The organism is Rhizobacter sp., assembly GCA_019635355.1.
Taxonomy (GTDB): domain Bacteria; phylum Pseudomonadota; class Gammaproteobacteria; order Burkholderiales; family Burkholderiaceae_C; genus Rhizobacter.
Window position 1 is genome coordinate 1170760 of sequence record JAHBZQ010000001.1, and the last position, 20307, is coordinate 1191066.

At 65.8% G+C, this 20307-nt stretch carries 16 protein-coding genes and 1 tRNA gene; 6 read left to right on the plus strand and 11 right to left on the minus strand.

From position 1 onward, the window contains the following. Window positions 1-6: 6 nt before the first annotated feature. From tig to KF892_05225, 4 genes are all read right to left on the minus strand, one after another. Complete coding sequence (gene tig, locus KF892_05210; GenBank protein ID MBX3624390.1) at window positions 7-1314, minus strand: trigger factor; 1308 nt, start codon at window positions 1312-1314, stop codon at window positions 7-9. A 32-nt stretch (window positions 1315-1346) separates the two neighbouring features. Further along, window positions 1347-1433, minus strand: a tRNA-Leu gene (locus KF892_05215). Window positions 1434-1510: 77 nt separating this feature from the next. Continuing rightward, on the minus strand, window positions 1511-4648 hold the full coding sequence (locus KF892_05220; GenBank protein MBX3624391.1) for an efflux RND transporter permease subunit: 3138 nt from the start codon (window positions 4646-4648) through the stop codon (window positions 1511-1513). Between the two features lie 32 nt (window positions 4649-4680). Next, on the minus strand, window positions 4681-5817 hold the full coding sequence (locus KF892_05225; GenBank protein ID MBX3624392.1) for an efflux RND transporter periplasmic adaptor subunit: 1137 nt from the start codon (window positions 5815-5817) through the stop codon (window positions 4681-4683). Between the two features lie 164 nt (window positions 5818-5981). On the opposite strand from KF892_05225, the gene hpnC reads away from it, so the two are divergent. From hpnC to KF892_05245, 4 genes are read left to right on the plus strand one after another with little or no spacing between them, the layout of a single operon-like run. Then, window positions 5982-6839 (plus strand): squalene synthase HpnC, encoded by an 858-nt coding sequence (gene hpnC / locus KF892_05230; GenBank protein ID MBX3624393.1) that lies wholly within the window; start codon window positions 5982-5984, stop codon window positions 6837-6839. Then, complete coding sequence (gene hpnD / locus KF892_05235; GenBank protein ID MBX3624394.1) at window positions 6836-7672, plus strand: presqualene diphosphate synthase HpnD; 837 nt, start codon at window positions 6836-6838, stop codon at window positions 7670-7672. The genes hpnC and hpnD overlap by 4 nt, the downstream gene beginning before the upstream one ends. Further along, a complete protein-coding gene (gene hpnE / locus KF892_05240) occupies window positions 7672-8937 on the plus strand; it encodes a hydroxysqualene dehydroxylase HpnE (GenBank protein ID MBX3624395.1) in 1266 nt (421 codons plus the stop codon). Before hpnD ends, hpnE begins: the two co-directional genes overlap by 1 nt. Before the next feature lie 44 nt (window positions 8938-8981). Continuing rightward, window positions 8982-9749: an IclR family transcriptional regulator gene (locus KF892_05245; GenBank protein ID MBX3624396.1), complete on the plus strand. Its 768-nt coding sequence runs from the start codon at window positions 8982-8984 to the stop codon at window positions 9747-9749. A 66-nt stretch (window positions 9750-9815) separates the two neighbouring features. On the opposite strand, the gene pbpG is transcribed toward KF892_05245, so the two are convergent. The 7 genes from pbpG to KF892_05280 form a co-directional block, all read right to left on the minus strand. Beyond that, on the minus strand, window positions 9816-11021 hold the full coding sequence (gene pbpG / locus KF892_05250) for a D-alanyl-D-alanine endopeptidase (GenBank protein ID MBX3624397.1): 1206 nt from the start codon (window positions 11019-11021) through the stop codon (window positions 9816-9818). 121 nt (window positions 11022-11142) lie between these two features. Then, complete coding sequence (locus KF892_05255) at window positions 11143-12684, minus strand: 2-isopropylmalate synthase (protein ID MBX3624398.1); 1542 nt, start codon at window positions 12682-12684, stop codon at window positions 11143-11145. 34 nt (window positions 12685-12718) lie between these two features. Then, on the minus strand, window positions 12719-14416 hold the full coding sequence (gene leuA / locus KF892_05260; GenBank protein MBX3624399.1) for a 2-isopropylmalate synthase: 1698 nt from the start codon (window positions 14414-14416) through the stop codon (window positions 12719-12721). 191 nt (window positions 14417-14607) lie between these two features. After that, on the minus strand, window positions 14608-15441 hold the full coding sequence (gene pssA / locus KF892_05265; GenBank protein MBX3624400.1) for a CDP-diacylglycerol--serine O-phosphatidyltransferase: 834 nt from the start codon (window positions 15439-15441) through the stop codon (window positions 14608-14610). Between the two features lie 106 nt (window positions 15442-15547). After that, entirely contained in the window at window positions 15548-16564 is a 1017-nt protein-coding gene (ilvC, locus tag KF892_05270) for a ketol-acid reductoisomerase (protein MBX3624401.1), read from the minus strand. 63 nt (window positions 16565-16627) lie between these two features. Continuing rightward, window positions 16628-17119: an acetolactate synthase small subunit gene (gene ilvN, locus KF892_05275; protein ID MBX3624402.1), complete on the minus strand. Its 492-nt coding sequence runs from the start codon at window positions 17117-17119 to the stop codon at window positions 16628-16630. Window positions 17120-17276: 157 nt separating this feature from the next. Beyond that, window positions 17277-19052 (minus strand): acetolactate synthase 3 catalytic subunit, encoded by a 1776-nt coding sequence (locus KF892_05280; protein ID MBX3624403.1) that lies wholly within the window; start codon window positions 19050-19052, stop codon window positions 17277-17279. 239 nt (window positions 19053-19291) lie between these two features. On the opposite strand from KF892_05280, the gene KF892_05285 reads away from it, so the two are divergent. Both KF892_05285 and KF892_05290 read left to right on the plus strand, forming a co-directional pair. After that, window positions 19292-19858 carry an RNA polymerase sigma factor gene (locus tag KF892_05285; GenBank protein MBX3624404.1) on the plus strand — a complete coding sequence of 189 codons (567 nt, stop codon included), beginning with the start codon at window positions 19292-19294 and terminating at the stop codon, window positions 19856-19858. Continuing rightward, a complete protein-coding gene (locus tag KF892_05290; GenBank protein MBX3624405.1) occupies window positions 19855-20304 on the plus strand; it encodes a DUF3619 family protein in 450 nt (149 codons plus the stop codon). The genes KF892_05285 and KF892_05290 overlap by 4 nt, the downstream gene beginning before the upstream one ends. Window positions 20305-20307: the final 3 nt, after the last annotated feature.

Consider the following 20307-nt stretch of genomic DNA (forward strand, 5'->3'; position numbering starts at 1 on the left):
GCCCGATCAGCCGGCCATCAGCTCGTCGAACGGCACAACCTTGTCGGTGACCTTGGCCTTGCCGAGCACGAACTCCGTGACGTTGTTCTCGATGACCACGCCTTCGACTTCAGCCATGCGCTCACGGTCGCTCAGATACCAGCGCACCACTTCAGCGGGCTTCTCGTAGCTCTGTGCCATTTCCTCGATGTGGGCCTGCAGCTGTTCAGGCTTGGCCTGCAGGTTGTTGGCGCGCACGAGTTCGGCGACGACCAGACCGAGGCGCACGCGGCGCTCGGCCTGGGGCTTGAAGATCTCTTCGGGGATCGGGGCCTTGTCGGCGTCCTTGATGCCGCGCTTCTTCAGGTCGGCACGGGCCGACTCGATCATGCGGGCGGTCTCGTTGGCGACAAGCGCCGTCGGCAGGTCGAGCTCGGCGGTCTTGGCCACGGCGTCCATCACGGCAGCCTTGTTGCGGGCCAGCACGCGGAACTTCACTTCGCGCTCGAGGTTCTTCTTGATGTCGGCGCGCAGCGACTCGACGGTGCCATCGGGAATGCCCAGGCTCTTGGCCAGGGCTTCGTTCACTTCGGGCAGGTTCTGCGCTTCGATCTTGCTCAACGTGACCAGGAAGTCGGCTTCCTTGCCGGCGACGTCCTTGCCCTGGTAGTCCTCGGGGAACTGCAGCGGGAAGGTCTTCGACTCGCCGGCCTTCATGCCGCGCACGGCCTTCTCGAACTGCTCCAGCATCTGGCCTTCGCCGATGATGAACTGGAAGCCTTCGGCCTTGCCGCCGTCGAAGGGCACGCCGTCGATCTTGCCTTCGAAGTCGATCGTCACGCGGTCGCCTTCGCCGGCGGCGTCGCCCTGGGCGCGCTGGGCGAAGGTGCGGCGCTGCTTGCGCAGGATGTCGAGGGTCTTGTCGATGGCGGCATCGGTGACTTCGGCGCTGATGCGCTCGACTTCGGCAGTGGAGATGTCGCCGAGCTTCACTTCCGGGTAGACCTCGAAGGTGGCGTCGAAGGCGACCTGGCCCTCGGGCGCGTTTTCCTTCTCGGTGATGCGGGGCTGGCCGGCCACGCGCAGCTTGGCTTCGTTGGTGGCCTGCTCGAAAGCCTGGCCGACCTTGTCGTTCATCACCTCGTAGTGAACGGAGTAGCCGTAGCGCTGGGTCACGACGCTCATCGGCACCTTGCCCGGGCGGAACCCGTCGGCCTTGACCGTGCGGGCCAGGCGCTTCAGGCGCGACTGCACCTCGTTGTTGATGGTGTCGGCCGGCAGCGTCAGCGTGATGCGGCGTTCGAGCTTTTCGAGGGTTTCAACAGTGACAGCCATGATGTGTACGGGACTCTCTGGTTGGATAAGGCTGGTGCGCGGGGCGGGACTCGAACCCGCACACCATTGCTGGCGTCAGGACCTAAACCTGGTGCGTCTACCAATTTCGCCACCCGCGCGGGTGCCTGAAAAGTGCATCGGGGTCGCTGGCGCGACCCCGTCACACTGATCCGGCCGAATTCGGGGACCGCGGATTTTAGCCGCTTGTGGCGAGCCTTCCGACCGCGTGTTGCTCCTGCCCGGCAGGTTTGACGCGGAACCAGGCTGCATACATCGCAGGCAAGGCCAGCAGCGTGAGCGCCGTCGCGACGATCAGGCCACCCATGATGGCCACCGCCATCGGGCCCCAGAAGACGCTGCGCGACAGCGGGATCATCGCCAGCACCGCCGCCGCGGCTGTCAGGATGATCGGTCGGAAGCGCCGCACCGAGGCTTCGACCACGGCGTCCCAGGTCGGCACGCCGCGGGCACGGTCCTGCTCGATCTGGTCGATGAGGATCACCGAATTGCGCATGATCATGCCCATCAGCGCGATCACGCCCAAGAGCGCCACGAACCCGAATGGCCGGTTCAGCAGCAAGAGCGCCGCCGCCACACCCGCGATGCCCATCGGCCCGGTCAGGAAGACCAGCATCGCCCGGCTGAAACTCTGCAGTTGCAGCATCAGCAGCGTGAACATGATGAAGAGCATCAGCGGCGCGCCGACGGCGATCGAGCCCTGGCCTTTGCTGCTCTCCTCGACCGCACCTGCCACTTCCACGCGGTAGCCCGCGGGCATCTTGGCGCGGATGGGGGCGAAGAGCGGATCGAGCTGCGCCGTCACCGTCGCGCCTTGCAGGCCCTCGACGATGTCGCCCTGCACGGTGGCCGCGTAGTCGCGGTTCTCGCGCCACAGCACGCCGGGCTCCCACACGAAGTTCGCCTTGGCGACCTGGCTCAGGGGGATGCTGCGGCCGGTGGTGGTCGGCACATAGGCGTTTGCGAGGTCGGTGATCGCCTTGCGCTCTTCCAGCGGCTGGCGCAGCACGATGTCGATCAGCTTGTCACCATCACGGTATTGCCCGACGGTGGTGCCGCTGTTGAGCGTGCGCGCCGCCTGGGCGATGGCCTGGCTCGACACACCCAGCGCCCGCGCCTTGTCCTGGTCGACCTCCAGGCGCAGCACCTTGACCGACTCGTTCCAGTTGTCGTTCACGCCGCGCATGTTGGGGTTCTTCAACATGATGACCTTCACCTCGTCGGCATAGGCGCGCACCTTGGCCGGGTCGGGCCCGACCACGCGAAACTGCACCGGGTACGGCACCGGGGGCCCGTTGGGCAGCAGCTTGGGCCGCGCACGCACTTCGGGGAACTCGGTGGCCAACAGCCCGGGCAGCTCATGCCGCAGCTTCTCGCGTGCGGCCAGGTCCTTGGGCAGCAGCACGATCTGGCTCACGTTGCTCTGCGGGAAGATCTGGTCGAGCACGAGCGCGAAGCGCGGCACGCCGCTGCCCACCCAGGTGGTGACGTGGTCGACGCCTTCAAGCTTCATCAGGCGCGCTTCGACCTTCTTCGTGATCACCTCGTTGGCGCTGTACGACGAGCCCTCCGGGAGCCACAGGTCGACCAGCAGTTCGAGCCGGTTGGAGTCGGGGAAGAACTGGTTCTGCACCTTGCTCATGCCCACCATCCCCAGCGCCAGCGTGCCGACGGTCAAACCGATGGTGATCCAGCGGTGCCTCACGCACCAGTCGACCAACGCACGGAAGCGCGTGTAGAACGGGGTGTCGAAGAGCTCGTGCGGCTGGTCGGCCTCGCCTTCACCGCGGGCATGCGGTTTGGTCTTGAGCAGCACCGTGCCGAGGTAGGGCACGAAGTAGACCGAGACGAACCACGAGATCAAGAGCGCCGCAGCCGTCACAGCGAAGATAGCGAAGGTGTATTCGCCAACCGTCGATTTCGCCAAGCCGATCGGCAGGAAGCCGACCGCCGTGATCAGCGTGCCGGTCAGCATCGGCATCGCCGTCGCGTCATACGCGAAGGTGGCCGCACGCGCCTTGTCGTAGCCCTCTTCGAGCTTGCGCACCATCATCTCGACCGCAATGATCGCGTCGTCGACCAAGAGGCCGAGCGCGATGATCAGCGAGCCGAGCGAGATCTTGTGCAGGCCCACGCCCCAATAGAACATCGTGACGAAGGTGATGGCCAGCACCAGCGGAATGGTGATGCCCACCACCAGCCCCGGCCGCCAGTCGAGCCGCAGCGGCTTGAAGTGCAGCCCCAGGCTCACGAAGCTCACCGCCAGCACGATCACCACCGCCTCGATCAGCACGCCCACGAACTCGTTGACCGAGCGCGCCACCACCGTCGACTGGTTCTGGAACTGGTGCATCGTGATGCCCGCCGGCAGGTCGTCGCGGATTGCATCGGTCGCCTTCTTGAGCGACTGGCCCATCTCGATGATGTCGCCCCCCTTGGCCATCGAGATGCCGAGCGCGATCACCTCCTTGCCCTGGTGGCGCACCTTCACCTGCGGTGGGTCCACATACGCGCGTTTGACCTCGGCGATGTCGCCAAGCTTCAAGCTCGCGCCGTTGGCGCGGATCGAGAAGTTCTTCAGTTGCTCGACCGAGTTGAACTGCCCGCCCACGCGCACCTGCACATAGTCGGTGGGCGCATTGATGACGCCGGCCGACTCCACCGCGTTCTGCTGGCCCAGCTGCGCGAGCACCGCATTGAAGTCGATGCCCAGCTGCGCCAGGCGCTTCTGCGAGATCTCGATGAAGATCTTCTCGTCTTGCGCGCCGAAGACTTCGACCTTGTTGACGTCTTTCACCTTCAGCAGGCGCTGGCGCACCTGGTCGGCGTGCTCCTTCAGCTCGTCGTAGCTGAAGCCGTCGCTCGACAGTGCATAGATCGAGCCATACACATCGCCGAACTCGTCGTTGAAGAACGGCCCGACCACGCCGCCCGGCAAGGTGCCGCGCATGTCGCCCACCTTCTTGCGCACCGTGTACCAGATCTGCTGCACGTCCTTGGGCGGCGTGGAGTCCTTCAGCTGGAAGATGATGAGCGTCTCGCCCGGCTTGGAATAGCTGCGGATCTTGTCGGCGTAGGGCACCTCCTGCAGCGTCTTCTCGAGCTTGTCGGTCACCTGCTCGGCCACCTGCTGCGCCGTGGCGCCGGGCCAGTAGGCCCGCACCACCATCGCGCGGAAGGTGAACGGCGGGTCTTCGTCCTGCCCCAGCTGGAAGTAGGCCGCGAGGCCCAGCACCATGAGGATGACCAGCAGGTAACGTGTCAGCGCCGGGTGCTCCAGCGCCCACTTCGAGATGTTGAACCGCGCCGCACGCACAGCGCCAGATGCATCGCTCACGCCAGCCTCGCTCACTTCACGGCCACGGGGGTGCCGATGTCGGCCGAGGCCGTCGCCGGAGCGCTCGGGTCGACGTAGAACTTGACCTGCTCGCCGGGGTTGAGAACATGCACGCCGGCGGTCACGACTACGTCACCCGGCGAGACACCACCGGTGATCACCGCATCGTTGCCCTCGGCCCCCGCGAGTTGCACCTTCTTGAGCGCCACGGTCATGGTCGTCTTGTCGACCACCCACACGTTCGTCGCGCCCTGCGCTTCACGCAGCGCCGACAGCGGCAGCTTGGTCACGCCGGGCTGGCGCGGCAGCTCGGCCACGATGGTGGCGGTCTGGCCCAAGCGCACGGCAGCGGTGGCCGGCGTCTGGCCGAGGTCGGCCTTCACGGCGAAGGTGCGGGTCACCGGGTCGGCCGCAGCGGCCACTTCACGGATCTGCGCCGGGAATGTGTCGGTCGAGCCCCACAGCCGTGCCTTCAGGCGCCCCGGCTGCGAGGCGAGGCTCTTGAGCAGGTTGACCTTGTCTTCAGGCACGTTGAACACCACGTCGCGCGGGCCGTCGTGGGCGAGGCGTACCACCGGCGCGCCGGCTGCCACCACCATGCCGGGCTCGGCATCGACGCCGGTGATGACGCCGTTGGCGTCAGCCACGAGCGTGGTGTAGCCGGCCTGGTTGCCCTGCACGCTGGCCTGCGCGCGGGCCTGGTCGAACTGGGCCTGCGCGGCTTTGAGCGCCGTCTCGCGGCGCTCGAGTTCCGCCGAGCTGATGAAGCCTTGGTCGCGCAGTTCCTTGAAGCGCTTGAAGTCGGCCTGGGTCTGGTCGAGGTTCGCCTGGGCCGCCACCAGGGAAGCCTGGGCCGCGGCTTGGCCGAGCTTCAGGTCCTGCGGGTCGAGCTGGGCCAGCACCTGCCCGGCCTTCACCGAGTCGCCCACGTTGACGACACGGCGCACGATCTTGCCGCCCACGCGGAAGCCCAGCCTCGACTCGGTACGCGCCCGCACTTCGGCCGCGTATTCATAGGCACCGCCCGCGCTCTCCGTCGAGATGGTGATCGTTCGCACGGCGCGAACCGGCGCGGAAAGAGGTTCGGCCTTGGTGCAAGCGGCCAGAACGGCCACGCTGAGCAACGGAACGAGCAGGGTGTGACGCATGGGGGACCTCGGCAGGACAGGTTTCGAGCAACTGACTGACTGGTCAGTAATGTATTCAGGCAAACCCGGGCCTGTCAAACGACTTTTGCTCGTCGCGAGGCGCCGGATGCGGCAAATGCCGACGTCGGCATGACAAGCCGGCACGGCGACAATGCGCGCCTCTCATGAGCATCGACCACTACGAAAACTTCCCGGTCGCCTCGGTGCTGTGCCCGCCGTCGCTGCGCCCGGCCGTCGCCGCGATCTATTGGTTCGCCCGCACGGCAGACGACCTCGCCGACGAAGGCGACGTGTCTCCTGCCGAACGCACCGCTGCGCTGCGGGCCTATCGCGCCGAACTGAGGTCCGTGGCGCAAGGCCGCACCCCGTCGCCTCGCTGGTCGGCCGTCTTCACGCCGCTCAAGCGCACGCTCGACCAGCACCAACTGCCGCTGGACCTGCTGGAAGACCTGATCTCCGCCTTCGAACAAGACGTGCACCAGCACCAGTACGCCGACCGCGCCGGCGTGCTCGACTACTGCCGCCGCTCGGCCAACCCCGTGGGCCGCCTGCTGCTGCACCTCTACGGCATCCGCGATGCCGGCGCGCTCCGGCAGTCCGACGCCATTTGCAGCGCGCTGCAGCTCATCAACTTCTGGCAGGACCTGAGCGTCGACACCACCCGCGGCCGCGCCTACATCCCGATGGCCGACCTCTCGCGGCACGGCATCCGGCTCACCGCGCTGCTGGCCCGCGACGACTCGCCGGCCGTGCGCCGCGTCGTCGCCGAGATGGTGGGTTGGGCGCGGGGGCTGATGCTGGAAGGGGCCCCGCTCGTCCACACCATTCCCGGCCGCGCCGGCTGGGAGCTGCGCCTCGTCGTGCAAGGCGGCCTGCGCATCCTGGAGAAGATCGAACACGTGCACCACGACACCCTGCACATCCGCCCCACGCTGCGCTGGTACGACGCGCCCCTGCTGCTCTGGCGCGCCCTGCGCATGAAGCCCGGCACGGCCGCCTCGCTGCGGGAGGCCCGCCCATGACGCCCGAGCAATACGTGCAGCAGAAGGCGGCGGCCAGCGGGTCGAGCTTCTACTACGCCTTCCTCTTCCTGCCGCCGCCCCGGCGTGCGGCGATCACCGCCTTCTACGCCTTCTGCCGTGAGGTCGACGACGTGGTCGACGAGGTGCACGACCCCGGCGTCGCCGCGACCAAGCTCGCGTGGTGGCGCAAGGAAGTCGCCACGAGTTTTGGCGGCCAGCCGAGCCATCCGGCGATGAAGGCGCTGATGCCGCATATCGCCGACTACGACATCCGCGCCGAGCACCTCATCGCCGTCATCGACGGCTGCCAGATGGACCTCGACCAGAGCCGCTACCTCGACTTCCCGGGCCTTGAGCGCTACTGCCACCTCGTGGCCGGCGTGGTGGGTGAGGTGGCCTCCGGCATCTTCGGCCGCAGCGAGGCCTCGACGGTGCAGTACGCACACAAGCTCGGCCTCGCGATGCAGCTCACCAACATCATCCGAGACGTGGGCGACGACGCGCGCCGTGGCCGCGTCTATCTGCCGGTGTCGGAGCTGCAGCAGTTCGACGTGAAGGCGCACGAGGTACTCAACCGCGGCTACAGCGAGCGGTTCACTGCGCTGATGACATTCCAGGCCGAACGCGCGCACCGCCTCTACGATGAAGCCGTCGCGCTGCTGCCCGAGGCCGACCGTAAGGCGCAGAAGCCCGGGCTCATGATGGCCAACATCTACCGCACCTTGCTGCGCGAGATCGAGGCCGGCGGCTTCCAGGTGCTGCACCAGCGCATCTCGCTCACGCCCGTGCGCAAGCTGTGGATCGCCGCCCGCACGAACTGGCGAGGCCGTTGATGGCCGCAGCGCGGCGGGTGGCCGTCGTGGGCGGCGGCTGGGCCGGGCTGGCGGCGGCCGTCGAGGCCACACGCCGCGGGCATGAAGTCACGCTGTACGAGATGGCGCCGCAGCTCGGCGGCCGCGCGCGTGCCGTCGACTTCGGCGACGCCCTGCTCGACAACGGCCAGCACATCCTCATCGGCGCCTATGCGCAGACGCTGGCCTTGATGCGCTTCGTGGGTGTCGACCTCGACCGGGCACTGCTGCGCACGCCGTTGAAGGTCACCTATCCCGATGGCGCGGGGCTGCAGCTGCAAGCGGGCTCGCCCCTCATCACCTTCGCCTCGGCGGTGATGCGCTACCCCGGCTGGGGTTGGCGCGAGAAGCAAGCCATGCTGATGGCATCGACCGGGTGGGCGCTGCGACGGTTTCGCTGCGATCCGCAGCTCACCGTGTCGCAGCTCACCGCGCGCCTTCCGGCCAAGGTGCGCGACGAGCTGCTCGACCCGCTGTGCGTCGCCGCCCTCAACACACCGGCCCCTCAGGCCAGCGCTGCGGTGTTCCTGCGTGTGCTGAAAGACGCCCTCTTCTCCGGCCCCGGCTCGGCCGACCTGCTCCTGCCACGGCAACGCCTGAGCGAACTCTGGCCCACCCCCGCGGCACGCTGGCTCAAGGCATCGGGTGCGACGGTGCACGTGTCGACCCGCGTGGAGCGCCTCGTGGCCGACCAAGGGCGCTGGCAACTCGATGGCGCGAGCTTCGATGCGGTCGTGCTGGCGTGCACCGCCAACGAAGCCGCTCGGTTGACGGCCCCGATCGCGCCCGAGTGGTCGGCCCAGGCCGCCCAGCTGCGCTACGAACCCATCGTCACGGTCTACGCGAAGCAGCCCACGCCGAAGCGCCTGCCGCAACCGATGATGGCCCTGCGCAGCAACGACGTGCATCCCGCGCAGTTCGCCTTCGACCTCGGCGCGCTGGGGGGGCCCGATGGCGTGATCGCCTTCGTGGTCAGCGGCGCGGCCGAATGGGTGGCGCGCGGCATGGCAGCCGTCGAACAAGCCGCCCTGCAGCAAGCCCACGCCGCCTTCGGTGGCCTGCCGTTGCAAGCGCTGCGCACCACCACCGAGAAGCGTGCGACCTTCCTCTGCACGCCCGGCCTGCGCCGTCCGGCGCAGCACATTGCGGCCGGTCTCCTGGCGGCGGGTGACTATGTCGAAGGCCCCTACCCGGCCACGCTCGAAGGTGCGACCCGCTCCGGGCTTGCGGCCGGCATGGTCGTCTGATTTTCGCGATGCAAAACGAGCGTGAATCGGGTGAAAATCCCCGCATGAAAAGCAAAGAGGATCAAAAGCCGGCGATCCAGGTGCTGGAGCGCATGTTCTCGCTGCTCGACCTGCTGGCCTCGCACCAGGACCCGGTCTCCCTGAAGCTCATCAGCGAGCAGACCGGACTGCACCCCTCCACCGCCCACCGCATCCTGAACGACCTGACCGTCGGCCGCTATGTCGACCGGCCCGAAGCTGGCAGCTATCGGCTTGGCATGCGCCTGCTCGAACTGGGCAACCTGGTGAAAGCACGCCTCGACGTGCGCGACGCCGCGCTGGGCCCGATGCGCGAGCTGCACAAGCTCACGCACCAGCCGGTGAACCTCTCGGTGCGTCAGGGCGACGAGATCGTCTACATCGAGCGCACCTACAGCGAGCGCTCGGGCATGCAGGTGGTCCGCGCGGTGGGTGGCCGGGCGCCGCTGCACCTCACGTCCGTCGGCAAGCTCTTCCTCGCGCACGACGATCCGCAACGCGTGCGCGCCTACGCCACGCGCACCGGCCTGGCCGGCCATACCCGCAACAGCATCACCGACATCGGCAACCTGGAGCGCGAGCTCTCGAAGGTGCTGCAGTACGGCACCGCGCGCGACGACGAAGAGCTGGAGCTCGGCGTGCGCTGCATGGCCGCCGGCATCCTCGACGACCAGGGCAAGCTGGTGGCCGGCTTGTCGATTTCGGCCCCAGCCGACCGCCTGGAAGAGGCGTGGCTGGAGCGCCTGAAAGCCACGGCATCGCAGATCTCGTCGGCGCTCGGGCACCGCGCCTGAGCCACCCGCCTCAAAGCAAAAGAGCCCGGCAGTGCCGGGCTCTTTTGCTTGAACTTCTGCGCCGGCTCAGGACGTGAGCTTCGGCACTTCGAGCGTCTCGCGCGCCTTCTCGCTCGCGGGCTCGGGCAGCGAGACGGCCGCCGGCACCACAGGCGTCACCGCCGGTGCCGCAGCGGGCACCACCGGCACGAGCGGCGTCACAAGCGGCGTGACGAGGGGCGACACGATGGACGGCATCGTGGGCGTCGCACGCACCGGCGCAGCCGCGGTGATGTGCTCGTTGACCCACTTGCGCACACGCTCGGCGTCGCCGATGCGCGAATACTTGCCGGCCGAATCGAGGAACACCATGATCAGCTGACGACCCGCCATCTGCGCCTGCATCACCAGGCAGCGGCCGGCTTCGGAGATGTAGCCGGTCTTTTGCAGGCCGATGTTCCAGTCGGGGTCGCGCACGAGGCCGTTGGTGTTGCGGAACTGCAGGTTGCGGTGGCCGACGGCCACCTGATGCTCCGGCGACGTCGACAGCTCGCGGATCAGCGGATAGTGATGCGCGGCCTTCACCAGCGTGGCGAGGTCACGTGCGCTCGACTGGTTGCGGCTCGACAGGCCGGTGGGCTCGACGTACTTGGTCGCCGGCATGCCCAATTCGACGGCCTTGCGGTTCATCGCGGCCACGAACGCATCGAGCCCACCCGGGTAATGGCGGCCGAGCGCGTGTGCGGCGCGGTTTTCCGACGACATCAGCGCGAGATGCATCATCTCGCCGCGGGTGAGTTGCGTGCCGACCGTGAGGCGCGAGCGACTGCCCTTCTCGGTGTCGACGTCGTCCTGGCTGATCGTCAGCACCTCGTCCAGCGGCAGCTTGGCTTCGGTGACGACCAGCGCGGTCATGAGCTTGGTGAGCGAAGCGATCGGCAAGACCGCTTGCGGGTTCTTGCTGAAAAGCACTTCGTTGGTGTCCTGGTCCATCACCAGGGCCACGCTCGACTTGAGGTCGAGGGGGTCAGTGGCGCTGTGCAGGCCAGCGATCTGCCCGAAGGAAGGACGAGCGGGCACCACACGCGCAGCACGCAGACGCACGCTGGAACGCTTGACGCTACGCACCGCCACGGCCTTGCTCGACTTGGCCGGCGCCTTGGAGACGACCGCGGCGCGCTTCTTAGCGGGCTTGCCAGCCGCACCGGCCGACAAGGGCAGGCAGGCGGCAAGCACCACGGTCACCAGGCCACGAAACAACAACGACACTGATTTTTGAGTGAGACGCGCCACAACAACTGCCTTTCACGCTCGGTCGCCCGAGTGTAGGTCAACGAAAAAACCCTCGCAAGATCAAAAACTTGCGCGTTTTTCCTAAAGTCAGACCTAGGAGTTGTCAGGTTTGTGAGAAATATCACCCCTGCGCAGCCACGCGCTCGCTCTTGCTGTGCAGCTTGTTCAACGCCGAGAGGTAGGCCTTGGCTGACGCGACGACGATGTCGGGATCGGACCCGACGCCATTGACCACACGCCCGCCGTGTTGAAGCCGCACAGTGACCTCGCCCTGGGATTCTGTGCTGCCCGAGGTGATGGCGTTCACCGAATAAAGCAGCATTTCCGCCCCGCTTTTCACCTGCGTCTCGATCGCCTTGAGGCTGGCATCGACCGGGCCGTTGCCATCGCTTTCGGCATGCAGCTCCTGCTCGCCGGCCGCGAAGGCCACACGGGCGTGCGGGCGCTCGCCGGTCTCGGAGCGCTGCGAGAGCGCCAGCAGCCGGTAGTGCTCGTGCTCGGTGGTCACCGACTCGTCCATCACGAGGGCGAGGATGTCCTCGTCGAAGATGTCGCTCTTGCGGTCGGCCAGCTCCTTGAACTTGGCGAAGGCCGCGTTGATCTCGGCTTCGGACTCCATCTCGATGCCGAGCTCGTGCAGGCGCTGCTTGAAGGCGTTGCGACCCGAGAGCTTGCCCAGCACGATCTTGTTGGCCGTCCAGCCCACGTCTTCGGCACGCATGATCTCGTAGGTGTCGCGCGCCTTGAGCACGCCGTCCTGGTGGATGCCCGAAGCGTGCGCGAAGGCGTTGGCGCCGACCACGGCCTTGTTGGGCTGCACCACGAAGCCGGTGGTCTGCGAGACGAGGCGCGAGGCGGGCACGATCTGCGACGCGTCGATGTCGAGCGAGAGGCCGAAGTAGTCCTTGCGGGTGCGCACGGCCATCACGATCTCTTCCAGCGCGCAGTTGCCCGCGCGTTCGCCGAGGCCGTTGATCGTGCATTCCACCTGGCGCGCACCACCGATCTTCACGCCGGCCAGCGAGTTGGCGACGGCCATGCCGAGGTCGTTGTGGCAGTGCACCGACCAGATCGCCTTGTCGGAGTTGGGAATGCGCTCGCGCAAGTTGAGGATGAAGTTGCCGTACAGCTCGGGGATGGCGTAGCCCACGGTGTCGGGAATGTTGAGCGTGGTCGCGCCCGCGTCGATCACGGCTTCGAGCACGCGGCAGAGGAAGTCGGGGTCGGAGCGGTAGCCGTCCTCGGGCGAGAACTCCACGTCTTCCGTCAGGTTGCGCGCGAAGCGGGTCGAGAGCTTGGCCTGCTCGAACACCTGGTCGGGCGTCATGCGCAGCTTCTTCTCCATGTGCAAAGCGCTCGTCGCGAGGAAGAGGTGGATGCGGGTGGAGTTGCCGCCCTTCAGCGCTTCGGCGGCGCGCGAGATGTCACGGTCGTTGGCGCGCGCGAGGGAACAGACGGTGCTGTCCTTGATCGCCTGCGCGATCGCGCGCACGGCTTCGAAGTCGCCGTTGGACGAGGCGGCGAAACCTGCCTCGATCACGTTGACCTTGAGCCGCTCGAGCTGGCGCGCGATGCGCAGCTTCTCGTCCTTGGTCATCGAGGCCCCAGGCGACTGCTCGCCATCGCGCAAGGTGGTGTCGAAAATGATGAGTTTGTCGGTCATGGGGTGCTCCTCAATGGCTGGCTTTTCCGCGATGTTAGGCGAGTGCTGCTTGCGCGAACTGCAACTTGCCCTGGCGGCGGGCGCGATGCAATCCTGATGTGATGGCTTTCAGCGATGCCGAGACGATGTTGGCATCGATGCCCACGCCGAAGAGCGTGAGGCCGTCGCCCACGCGCAGCTCGAGGTAGGCCACGGCCTTGGCGTCGGCGCCGCTGCCGATGGCGTGCTCGTGGTAGTCGAGCACGCGCACCTTGCTGGCCAGCTGTCGGTTCACGCCTTCGACGAAGGCTTCGATCGGCCCGGCGCCCTGCCCTTCGACCTTCAGGCCGCGGCCGTCGACGTAGACGCTGGTCGAAAGCTTCACCTGCCCGTCGGCGATGGGCGAGATCGTCGCGCGCACGACCTGCGCGTCCCAGGCGCCGGCGGCGCTGTATTCGCGCTGGAAGATGTTCCACAGTTCGGCGGCGGTCTGTTCCTTGCCGGTGTCGTCCATCACGGCTTGCACGACCTGGCTGAACTCGATCTGCAAGCGACGCGGCAACTCGAGGCCGTATTCGTTTTCGAGCAGGTACGAGATACCACCCTTGCCCGATTGGCTGTTGACGCGGATCACCGCGTCGTAGCTGCGGCCGAGGTCCTTCGGGTCGATGGGCAGGTAGGGCATGTTCCACACGTCGCCCTCCTGGCGTGCGGCGAAGGCCTTCTTGATCGCGTCCTGGTGCGAGCCCGAGAACGAGGTGTAGACCAGGTCCCCGACGTAGGGATGGCGCGGGTGCACCGGCAGCTGGTTGCAGTGCTCGACGCAACGGCGTACCTCGTCGATGTCGGAGAAGTCGAGCTTCGGCGACACGCCTTGCGTGTAGAGGTTGAGCGCGATGTTGACGAGGTCGCAGTTGCCGGTGCGCTCACCGTTGCCGAAGAGGCAGCCTTCGATGCGGTCTGCCCCCGCCATCAAGGCGAACTCACCCGTGGCGGTGCCCGTGCCGCGGTCGTTGTGCGGGTGGACCGAAAGCACGATGCTGTCGCGGCGCGCGAGATTCCGATGCATCCACTCGACCATGTCGGCAAAGATGTTCGGCGTCGAACGCTCGATCGTGGTGGGCAGGTTGATGATGCACTTGCGCTCGGGCGTCGGCTGCCACACCTTGGTGACAGCATCGACGATGCGCTTGGCGAAGTCGAGCTCGGTGTCTGAGAAGGTCTCGGGTGAATACTCGAAACGCCACTCGGTTTCGGGCTGGTCGGCGGCGAGCTGGTTCATCAGCTTCGCGTGCTCCACTGCAAGGGCGACGACGCCCTCCTGGTCGAGGCCGAGCACCACGTCGCGCATCACCGGCGCGGTAGCGTTGTAGAGGTGCACGATCGCGCGCTTGGCGCCCTTGAGCGACTCGAAGGTGCGCCGGATCAGCGGCTCGCGGGCCTGCGTGAGCACCTGGATCGTCACGTCATCCGGCACGAGATCCTGCTCGATCAAGGTGCGCAGGAAGTCGAATTCCGTCTGCGATGCCGAGGGGAAACCGACCTCGATCTCCTTGAAGCCGATGCGCAGCAGCGTCTCGAACATGCGCAGCTTGCGCGGCAGGTCCATCGGCTCGATCAGCGCCTGGTTGCCGTCGCGCAGGTCGGTGCTGAGCCAGATCGGCGCGTCGGTGAGAACGGCATCCGGCCAGGTGCGGTCGGCCAAGCCGATGGGCGCAAAGGGTCGGTACTTCTGCTGCGGTTGCTTCAACATGGTCATCCCCTGAAGAGAGTTGAACGGCAACCAGCAAACCCAAATGCAAAACGGCCCGATGCTGGTTGCAAACGGGCCGTTGAGAACGAAAACGATGGACGTGAACGATCAGCGAGCCCGTGGCACCTCTAGTAGAGCTAGCGCGAGGGAGATCGAGAACGTCATGGCTGGCGAATATATCAGCGTTTGCTTCAGCGGTGCAGGCCTTCTTCGTCGGGCTCGTCCATCGAAGTGGCAATAACGCTCACCGGGCGGCCTTTCACGCGCTTCCAGGCGTAGACACCGTAGCCGGACAGCCCGTAGATCACGAACAGGCCGAACAGCACCAGCGGAGGGTGCAGCGTGATGAAGGCGATGCCAAGTGCAATGGCCACGATCACGATGAACGGGACCGAGCGCTTGAAGCTCACGTCCTTGAAGCTGTAGAACGGCACGTTCGTCACCATCGTGAGGCCGGCATACAACGCAAAGCCGAAAGCGGTCCAACGCAGCCAATCACCCGTGAGCGCCACCTTGAAGCCCGAGTCGTCCATCAGCCAGATGAAACCCATGACAAGAGCGGCAGCCGCCGGGCTGGGCAGGCCCTGGAAGAAGCGCTTGTCGACCACACCGAGGTTGGTGTTGAAACGTGCAAGGCGGAGCGCAGCGCACGAGCAATAGACGAAAGCGGCGATCCAGCCCAGCTTGCCCAGGCCCTTCAGCGCCCACTCGTAGACGATGAGCGCAGGTGCCGCGCCGAAGGAGACCATGTCGGACAGGCTGTCCATCTGCTCGCCGAAGGTGCTCTGCGTGTTGGTCATGCGGGCCACGCGCCCGTCAAGGCTGTCGAGCACCATCGCGCAGAAGATGCCGATGGCCGCCTGCTCGAAGCGGCCGTTCATCGCCATCACGATGCCGTAGAAGCCACCGAAGAGCGCCGCCAGCGTGAAAAGATTCGGCAGGATGTAGATGCCTTTGCGGCGCGGGCGAGCCGGCGCTTCGTCTGCGTCGGCCAAGGGTTGCACGCCGTCATGCATGTCGTTCATCTGCGTGTGAAGAGGTCGGAAACCAAGGCTGGGAGGATACCGCAGCCCCCAGCAAAAACGCCGCAAGGTTTCCCTTGCGGCGTCTCGTGCGGAGAACCGTGATTGATCAGTTCTTGCTCTGGTCGACCAGCTTGTTCTTCTTGATCCAGGGCATCATCGCGCGCAGCTTCTCGCCGACCTGTTCGATCGGGTGCTCGGCCATCAGGCGGCGGCGCGACAACAGCGTGGGAGCACCGGCCTTGTTTTCGAGGATGAAGCTCTTGGCGTAATCGCCGGTCTGGATGTCCTTCAGCACCTGCTTCATGACCTTCTTGGTCTCTTCGGTCACGACGCGCGGGCCGGTGACGTACTCACCGTATTCGGCGTTGTTCGAGATCGAGTAGTTCATGTTCGCGATGCCGCCTTCGTAGATCATGTCCACGATCAGCTTCAGCTCGTGCAGGCACTCGAAGTAGGCCATCTCGGGCGCATACCCGGCTTCCACCAGGGTCTCGAAACCAGCCTTGATCAGCTCGACGGTGCCGCCGCACAGCACGGCCTGCTCGCCGAAGAGGTCGGTCTCGGTTTCTTCGCGGAAGTTGGTTTCGATGATGCCGGCCTTGCCGCCGCCGTTGGCCGCGGCGTAGCTCAGGGCCAGGTCACGCGCCTTGCCCGACTTGTCGGCATGCACGGCGATCAGGTGAGGCACGCCGCCACCCTGGGCGTAGGTGCCGCGCACGGTGTGGCCGGGGGCCTTGGGGGCAACCATCCACACGTCGAGGTCGGCGCGCGGCGTGACGAAGCCGTAGTGCACATTGAAGCCGTGGGCGAACACGAGCGAAGCGCCTTGGCGAATGTTCGGCTCGATGTCCTTGTAGTAGACGGCAGCGATCTGCTCGTCGGGCAGCAGGATCATGACGACGTCGGCGGCCTTCACGGCGTCAGCGACTTCCGCGACCTTCAGGCCGGCCTTCTCGACCTTGGGCCACGAAGCGCCGCCTTTGCGCAGGCCGACGGTGACCTTCACGCCGCTGTCGTTCAGGTTCTGCGCGTGTGCATGGCCCTGCGAGCCGTAGCCAATGATGGCGACGTTCTTGCCCTTGATCAGGCTCAGGTCGGCGTCCTTATCGTAGTAAACCTTCATGTCTAGCTCCTTCTCTCTGTCGTCAGTTCAAAGCGGGGGTTCGGGGATATTTGGTGAGGGGACTCACGCGCGCAGGATGCGCTCGCCGCGACCGATCCCGCTGGTGCCGGTGCGCACGGTTTCCAAAATGGCAGTGCGATCCAGGGCTTCGATGAAGGCATCGAGCTTGGACGCGTCGCCAGTCAATTCAATGGTGTAGCTCTTCTCGGTCACGTCGATGATGCGGCCGCGGAAGATGTCGGCCATGCGCTTCATCTCCTCGCGCTCCTTGCCGACGGCGCGCACCTTGATGAGCATCAGCTCACGCTCGGTGTAAGCGCCCTCGGTCAGGTCGACGACCTTCACGACTTCGATCAAACGGTTGAGGTGCTTGGTGATCTGCTCGATCACGTCATCGGAGCCGGTGGTCACGATGGTCATGCGCGAAAGCGACGGGTCTTCCGTCGGCGCCACCGTGAGGCTTTCGATGTTGTAGCCGCGGGCCGAGAACAGGGCGACCACGCGCGAGAGGGCTCCTGGTTCGTTTTCCAGAAGCAAGGCAATGATGTGTTTCATGGGTGTGCAGCGCGCTCTTCAGGCCGTGGGCGGTAACCCATGACCCTTGGCCACGCTGTCCGTGAATGGAAGTTAGAAATGGCCGAAGCGGTTCGGCGCGTCTCCCAGGCGTTCGGGTGGGCGCGGTAACGCACCACCCTTGGCCGGGTTCAGCGCCTCACAGGTCTTCGGACCCGAGCAGCATCTCCGAAATGCCCTTGCCAGCCTGCACCATCGGCCAGACGTTTTCCGTCGGGTCGGTGCGGATGTCGAGGAACACGGTGCGGTCCTTGAGCTTGATGGCTTCGCGCAGCGCGGGCTCCACGTCGCCCGGCTTCTCGACCAGCAGGCCAACATGGCCATAGGCCTCGGCGAGCTTCACGAAGTCGGGCAGCGCGTCCATGTAGCTGTGCGAGTAGCGGCCCTGGTAGTCCAGCTCCTGCCACTGGCGCACCATGCCCAGATAGCGGTTGTTGAGCGACACCACCTTGACCGGCGTCTTGTACTGCAGGCAGGTCGACAGCTCCTGGATGCACATCTGGATGGAGCCTTCGCCGGTGATGCAGAACACGTCTGAATCGGGCTTGGCCATCTTGATGCCCATTGCATACGGCAGGCCCACGCCCATCGTGCCCAGGCCCCCGGAGTTGATCCAGCGGCGCGGCTCCTCGAAGCGGTAGAACTGCGCGGCCCACATCTGGTGCTGGCCGACGTCGGAGGTGATGTAGGTGTCGCGGTTGCGGGTCAGTTCGCAGAGCGTCTCGACGACGTACTGCGGCTTGATGACCTCGGTGCTGCTCTTGTACTTGAGGCACTCGCGCTTGCGCCACTCGTTGATTTGGCCCCACCAGGTCGACAGCGACTGCACATCGGGCTTGGCCTGCGCTTCCTTGATCTGGGCGATCAGTTCTTGCAGCACGTCCTTCACGTCGCCGACGATGGGAATGTCGACCTTCACGCGCTTCGAGATCGACGATGGGTCGATGTCGATGTGGATGATCTTGCGCTCGACGCTGGCAAAGTGCTTGGGGTTACCGATCACGCGGTCGTCGAACCGGGCGCCCACGGCCAGCAGGACGTCGCAGTTCTGCATCGTCATGTTGGCTTCATAGGTGCCGTGCATGCCGAGCATGCCGAGGAACTTGGGGTCGCTTGCCGGCATGGCGCCCAGGCCCATCAGCGTGTTGGTGCAGGGGTAGCCCAGTAGGTTGACCAGCTCGCGCAACTCTGCCGAGGCATTGCCGAGCACGACACCGCCGCCGGTGTAGATGTACGGGCGCTTGGCCGCCAGCAGCAGCTGCACGGCCTTGCGGATCTGCCCACCGTGGCCTTTGCGAGCCGGGTTGTACGAGCGCATCTCGACGCTCGCCGGGTAGTGGAACGGCGCCGTCTTGAGCGAGACGTCCTTCGGGATGTCGACCACCACCGGGCCAGGGCGGCCGGTGCGGGCGATGTGGAAGGCCTTCTTCAGCGTGGTGGCGAGATCGCGCACGTCCTTCACCAGGAAGTTGTGCTTGACGATCGGGCGGGTGATGCCGACGGTGTCGCACTCCTGGAAGGCGTCGAGACCGATGGCGGGCGTGGGCACCTGGCCGGTGATGATCACCATCGGGATCGAGTCCATGTACGCCGTGGCGATGCCGGTGATGGCATTGGTCACGCCAGGGCCCGAGGTCACCAGCGCCACACCGACATCGCCGGTGGCACGGGCGTAGCCATCGGCCGCGTGAACCGCCGCCTGCTCGTGGCGAACGAGGATATGCTCGATGCTCTCCTGCTTGTACAGGGCGTCGTAGATGTAGAGGACCGCGCCACCTGGGTAGCCCCAGAGGAACTTGACGCCTTCAGCCTGAAGGCAGCGGACCAGGATTTCCGAACCGTTCGGATCGGCGGAGGGGGAGTTTTGCGGCTGCGCCGAGGCGGCGCGTTTGATTTCCGCGGCAGACATGTCCATGTTGAACCTTTGCGAATTTCTCTAACGAAAATCCATCGGTGCACCTCTCCGCGCTCTTGTGAAGCGGGTGTGGTACCTGCTCGGTAATAACGAAGGCGCCCAGGTCGGGCGCCAAATTAAGACCAGATGTTGTGCGAACGCACATTATAGTAGAGCCGCAAGGGCTCGCGGGGCGAGACGGAATTCACGGGTGCCATAATCCCGCCGGTTTTCGAGCGGCCGGCCCCCCGGGCATCCCCTTGGCATCTGACAAAGAACTCTCGGATTTCCTGAAAAGCGTTGAGAGACGCGCCTTCAAGCGCGTCGCGTATGCCGTTCGGGACGACGATGCCGCGCTCGACATCGTCCAGGACGCCATGATCCGTCTGGCCGAGAAATACGTCGACCGCCCCGCCGCCGAACTGCCGCTGCTCTTCCAGCGCATCGTGTCCAACGCGACGATGGACTGGTTCCGCCGCCAGAAGGTCCGCAACGCGGTGGTGCGCAATTTTTCCGAGTACGAATCCTCATCCGAAGACGGAGATTTCGATCTGCTGGAAACTCTGGCGGCCGAAAATGACTCTCCTGCAGCTGAGAGTGCAGCGGACTCGGTTTCCCGGGCGCAGATCATGCTTGCCATCGATGGTGAAGTGGCCAGGCTGCCTGCCCGTCAACGAGAAGCCTTCCTGCTGCGTTACTGGGAGGAACTCGATGTCGCCGAGACAGCCGCCGTGATGGGTTGCTCGGAGGGAAGCGTCAAGACTCACTGCTCTCGTGCAGTGCACGCCTTGGCCGATGCCCTGAAGGCAAAGGGAATTACGCTATGAACCGCACCGAACTTCGTCCTTACGCACCTGCCGAGCTGGAAGCCTTTGAGGCCCGGCTCGCCCTGCGCATGACCGCTCGGTTGACGGAAAAGTCCGCCGAGCTGCCGCAAGACGTCACCGAGCGGCTGCGCTTCGCCCGCGAGCAGGCACTGCAGCGCGCCCAGGCGGCGCGCGCCACCACGAGCGCGGCGTCTGCCACCGTGGCCAATGGCGGTGGCACCCTCGTGCTGGGCAACCCTGGCGGCTCCGGGCGGTGGATGCAGCTTGCCGCATGGCTGCCGCTCGTGGCGCTGGTGGGGGGTCTGGTGTTGATCCAGCGCCTGCACACCCAGAGCCAGATCGCGGCCGCAGCTGAAATCGACGCGTCCATCCTCGCAGACGACCTTCCCCCCGCAGCCTACAGCGACCCCGGGTTCGTGGAGTTTCTGAAAACTCCCCGCGATTGACCG

Bases quoted from the DNA above. Each gene is read 5' to 3' on its own strand.
- tig (MBX3624390.1), bottom strand. From the start codon at position 1,314: ATGGCTGTCACTGTTGAAACCCTCGAAAAGCTCGAACGCCGCATCACG.
- hpnD (MBX3624394.1), top strand. From the start codon at position 6,836: ATGACGCCCGAGCAATACGTGCAGCAGAAGGCGGCGGCCAGCGGGTCG.
- ilvN (MBX3624402.1), bottom strand. From the start codon at position 17,119: ATGAAACACATCATTGCCTTGCTTCTGGAAAACGAACCAGGAGCCCTC.
- KF892_05245 (MBX3624396.1), top strand. From the start codon at position 8,982: ATGAAAAGCAAAGAGGATCAAAAGCCGGCGATCCAGGTGCTGGAGCGC.
- hpnE (MBX3624395.1), top strand. From the start codon at position 7,672: ATGGCCGCAGCGCGGCGGGTGGCCGTCGTGGGCGGCGGCTGGGCCGGG.
- KF892_05225 (MBX3624392.1), bottom strand. From the start codon at position 5,817: ATGCGTCACACCCTGCTCGTTCCGTTGCTCAGCGTGGCCGTTCTGGCC.
- hpnC (MBX3624393.1), top strand. From the start codon at position 5,982: ATGAGCATCGACCACTACGAAAACTTCCCGGTCGCCTCGGTGCTGTGC.
- KF892_05255 (MBX3624398.1), bottom strand. From the start codon at position 12,684: ATGACCGACAAACTCATCATTTTCGACACCACCTTGCGCGATGGCGAG.
- pssA (MBX3624400.1), bottom strand. From the start codon at position 15,441: ATGAACGACATGCATGACGGCGTGCAACCCTTGGCCGACGCAGACGAA.
- ilvC (MBX3624401.1), bottom strand. From the start codon at position 16,564: ATGAAGGTTTACTACGATAAGGACGCCGACCTGAGCCTGATCAAGGGC.
- leuA (MBX3624399.1), bottom strand. From the start codon at position 14,416: ATGTTGAAGCAACCGCAGCAGAAGTACCGACCCTTTGCGCCCATCGGC.
- KF892_05280 (MBX3624403.1), bottom strand. From the start codon at position 19,052: ATGGACATGTCTGCCGCGGAAATCAAACGCGCCGCCTCGGCGCAGCCG.
- KF892_05290 (MBX3624405.1), top strand. From the start codon at position 19,855: ATGAACCGCACCGAACTTCGTCCTTACGCACCTGCCGAGCTGGAAGCC.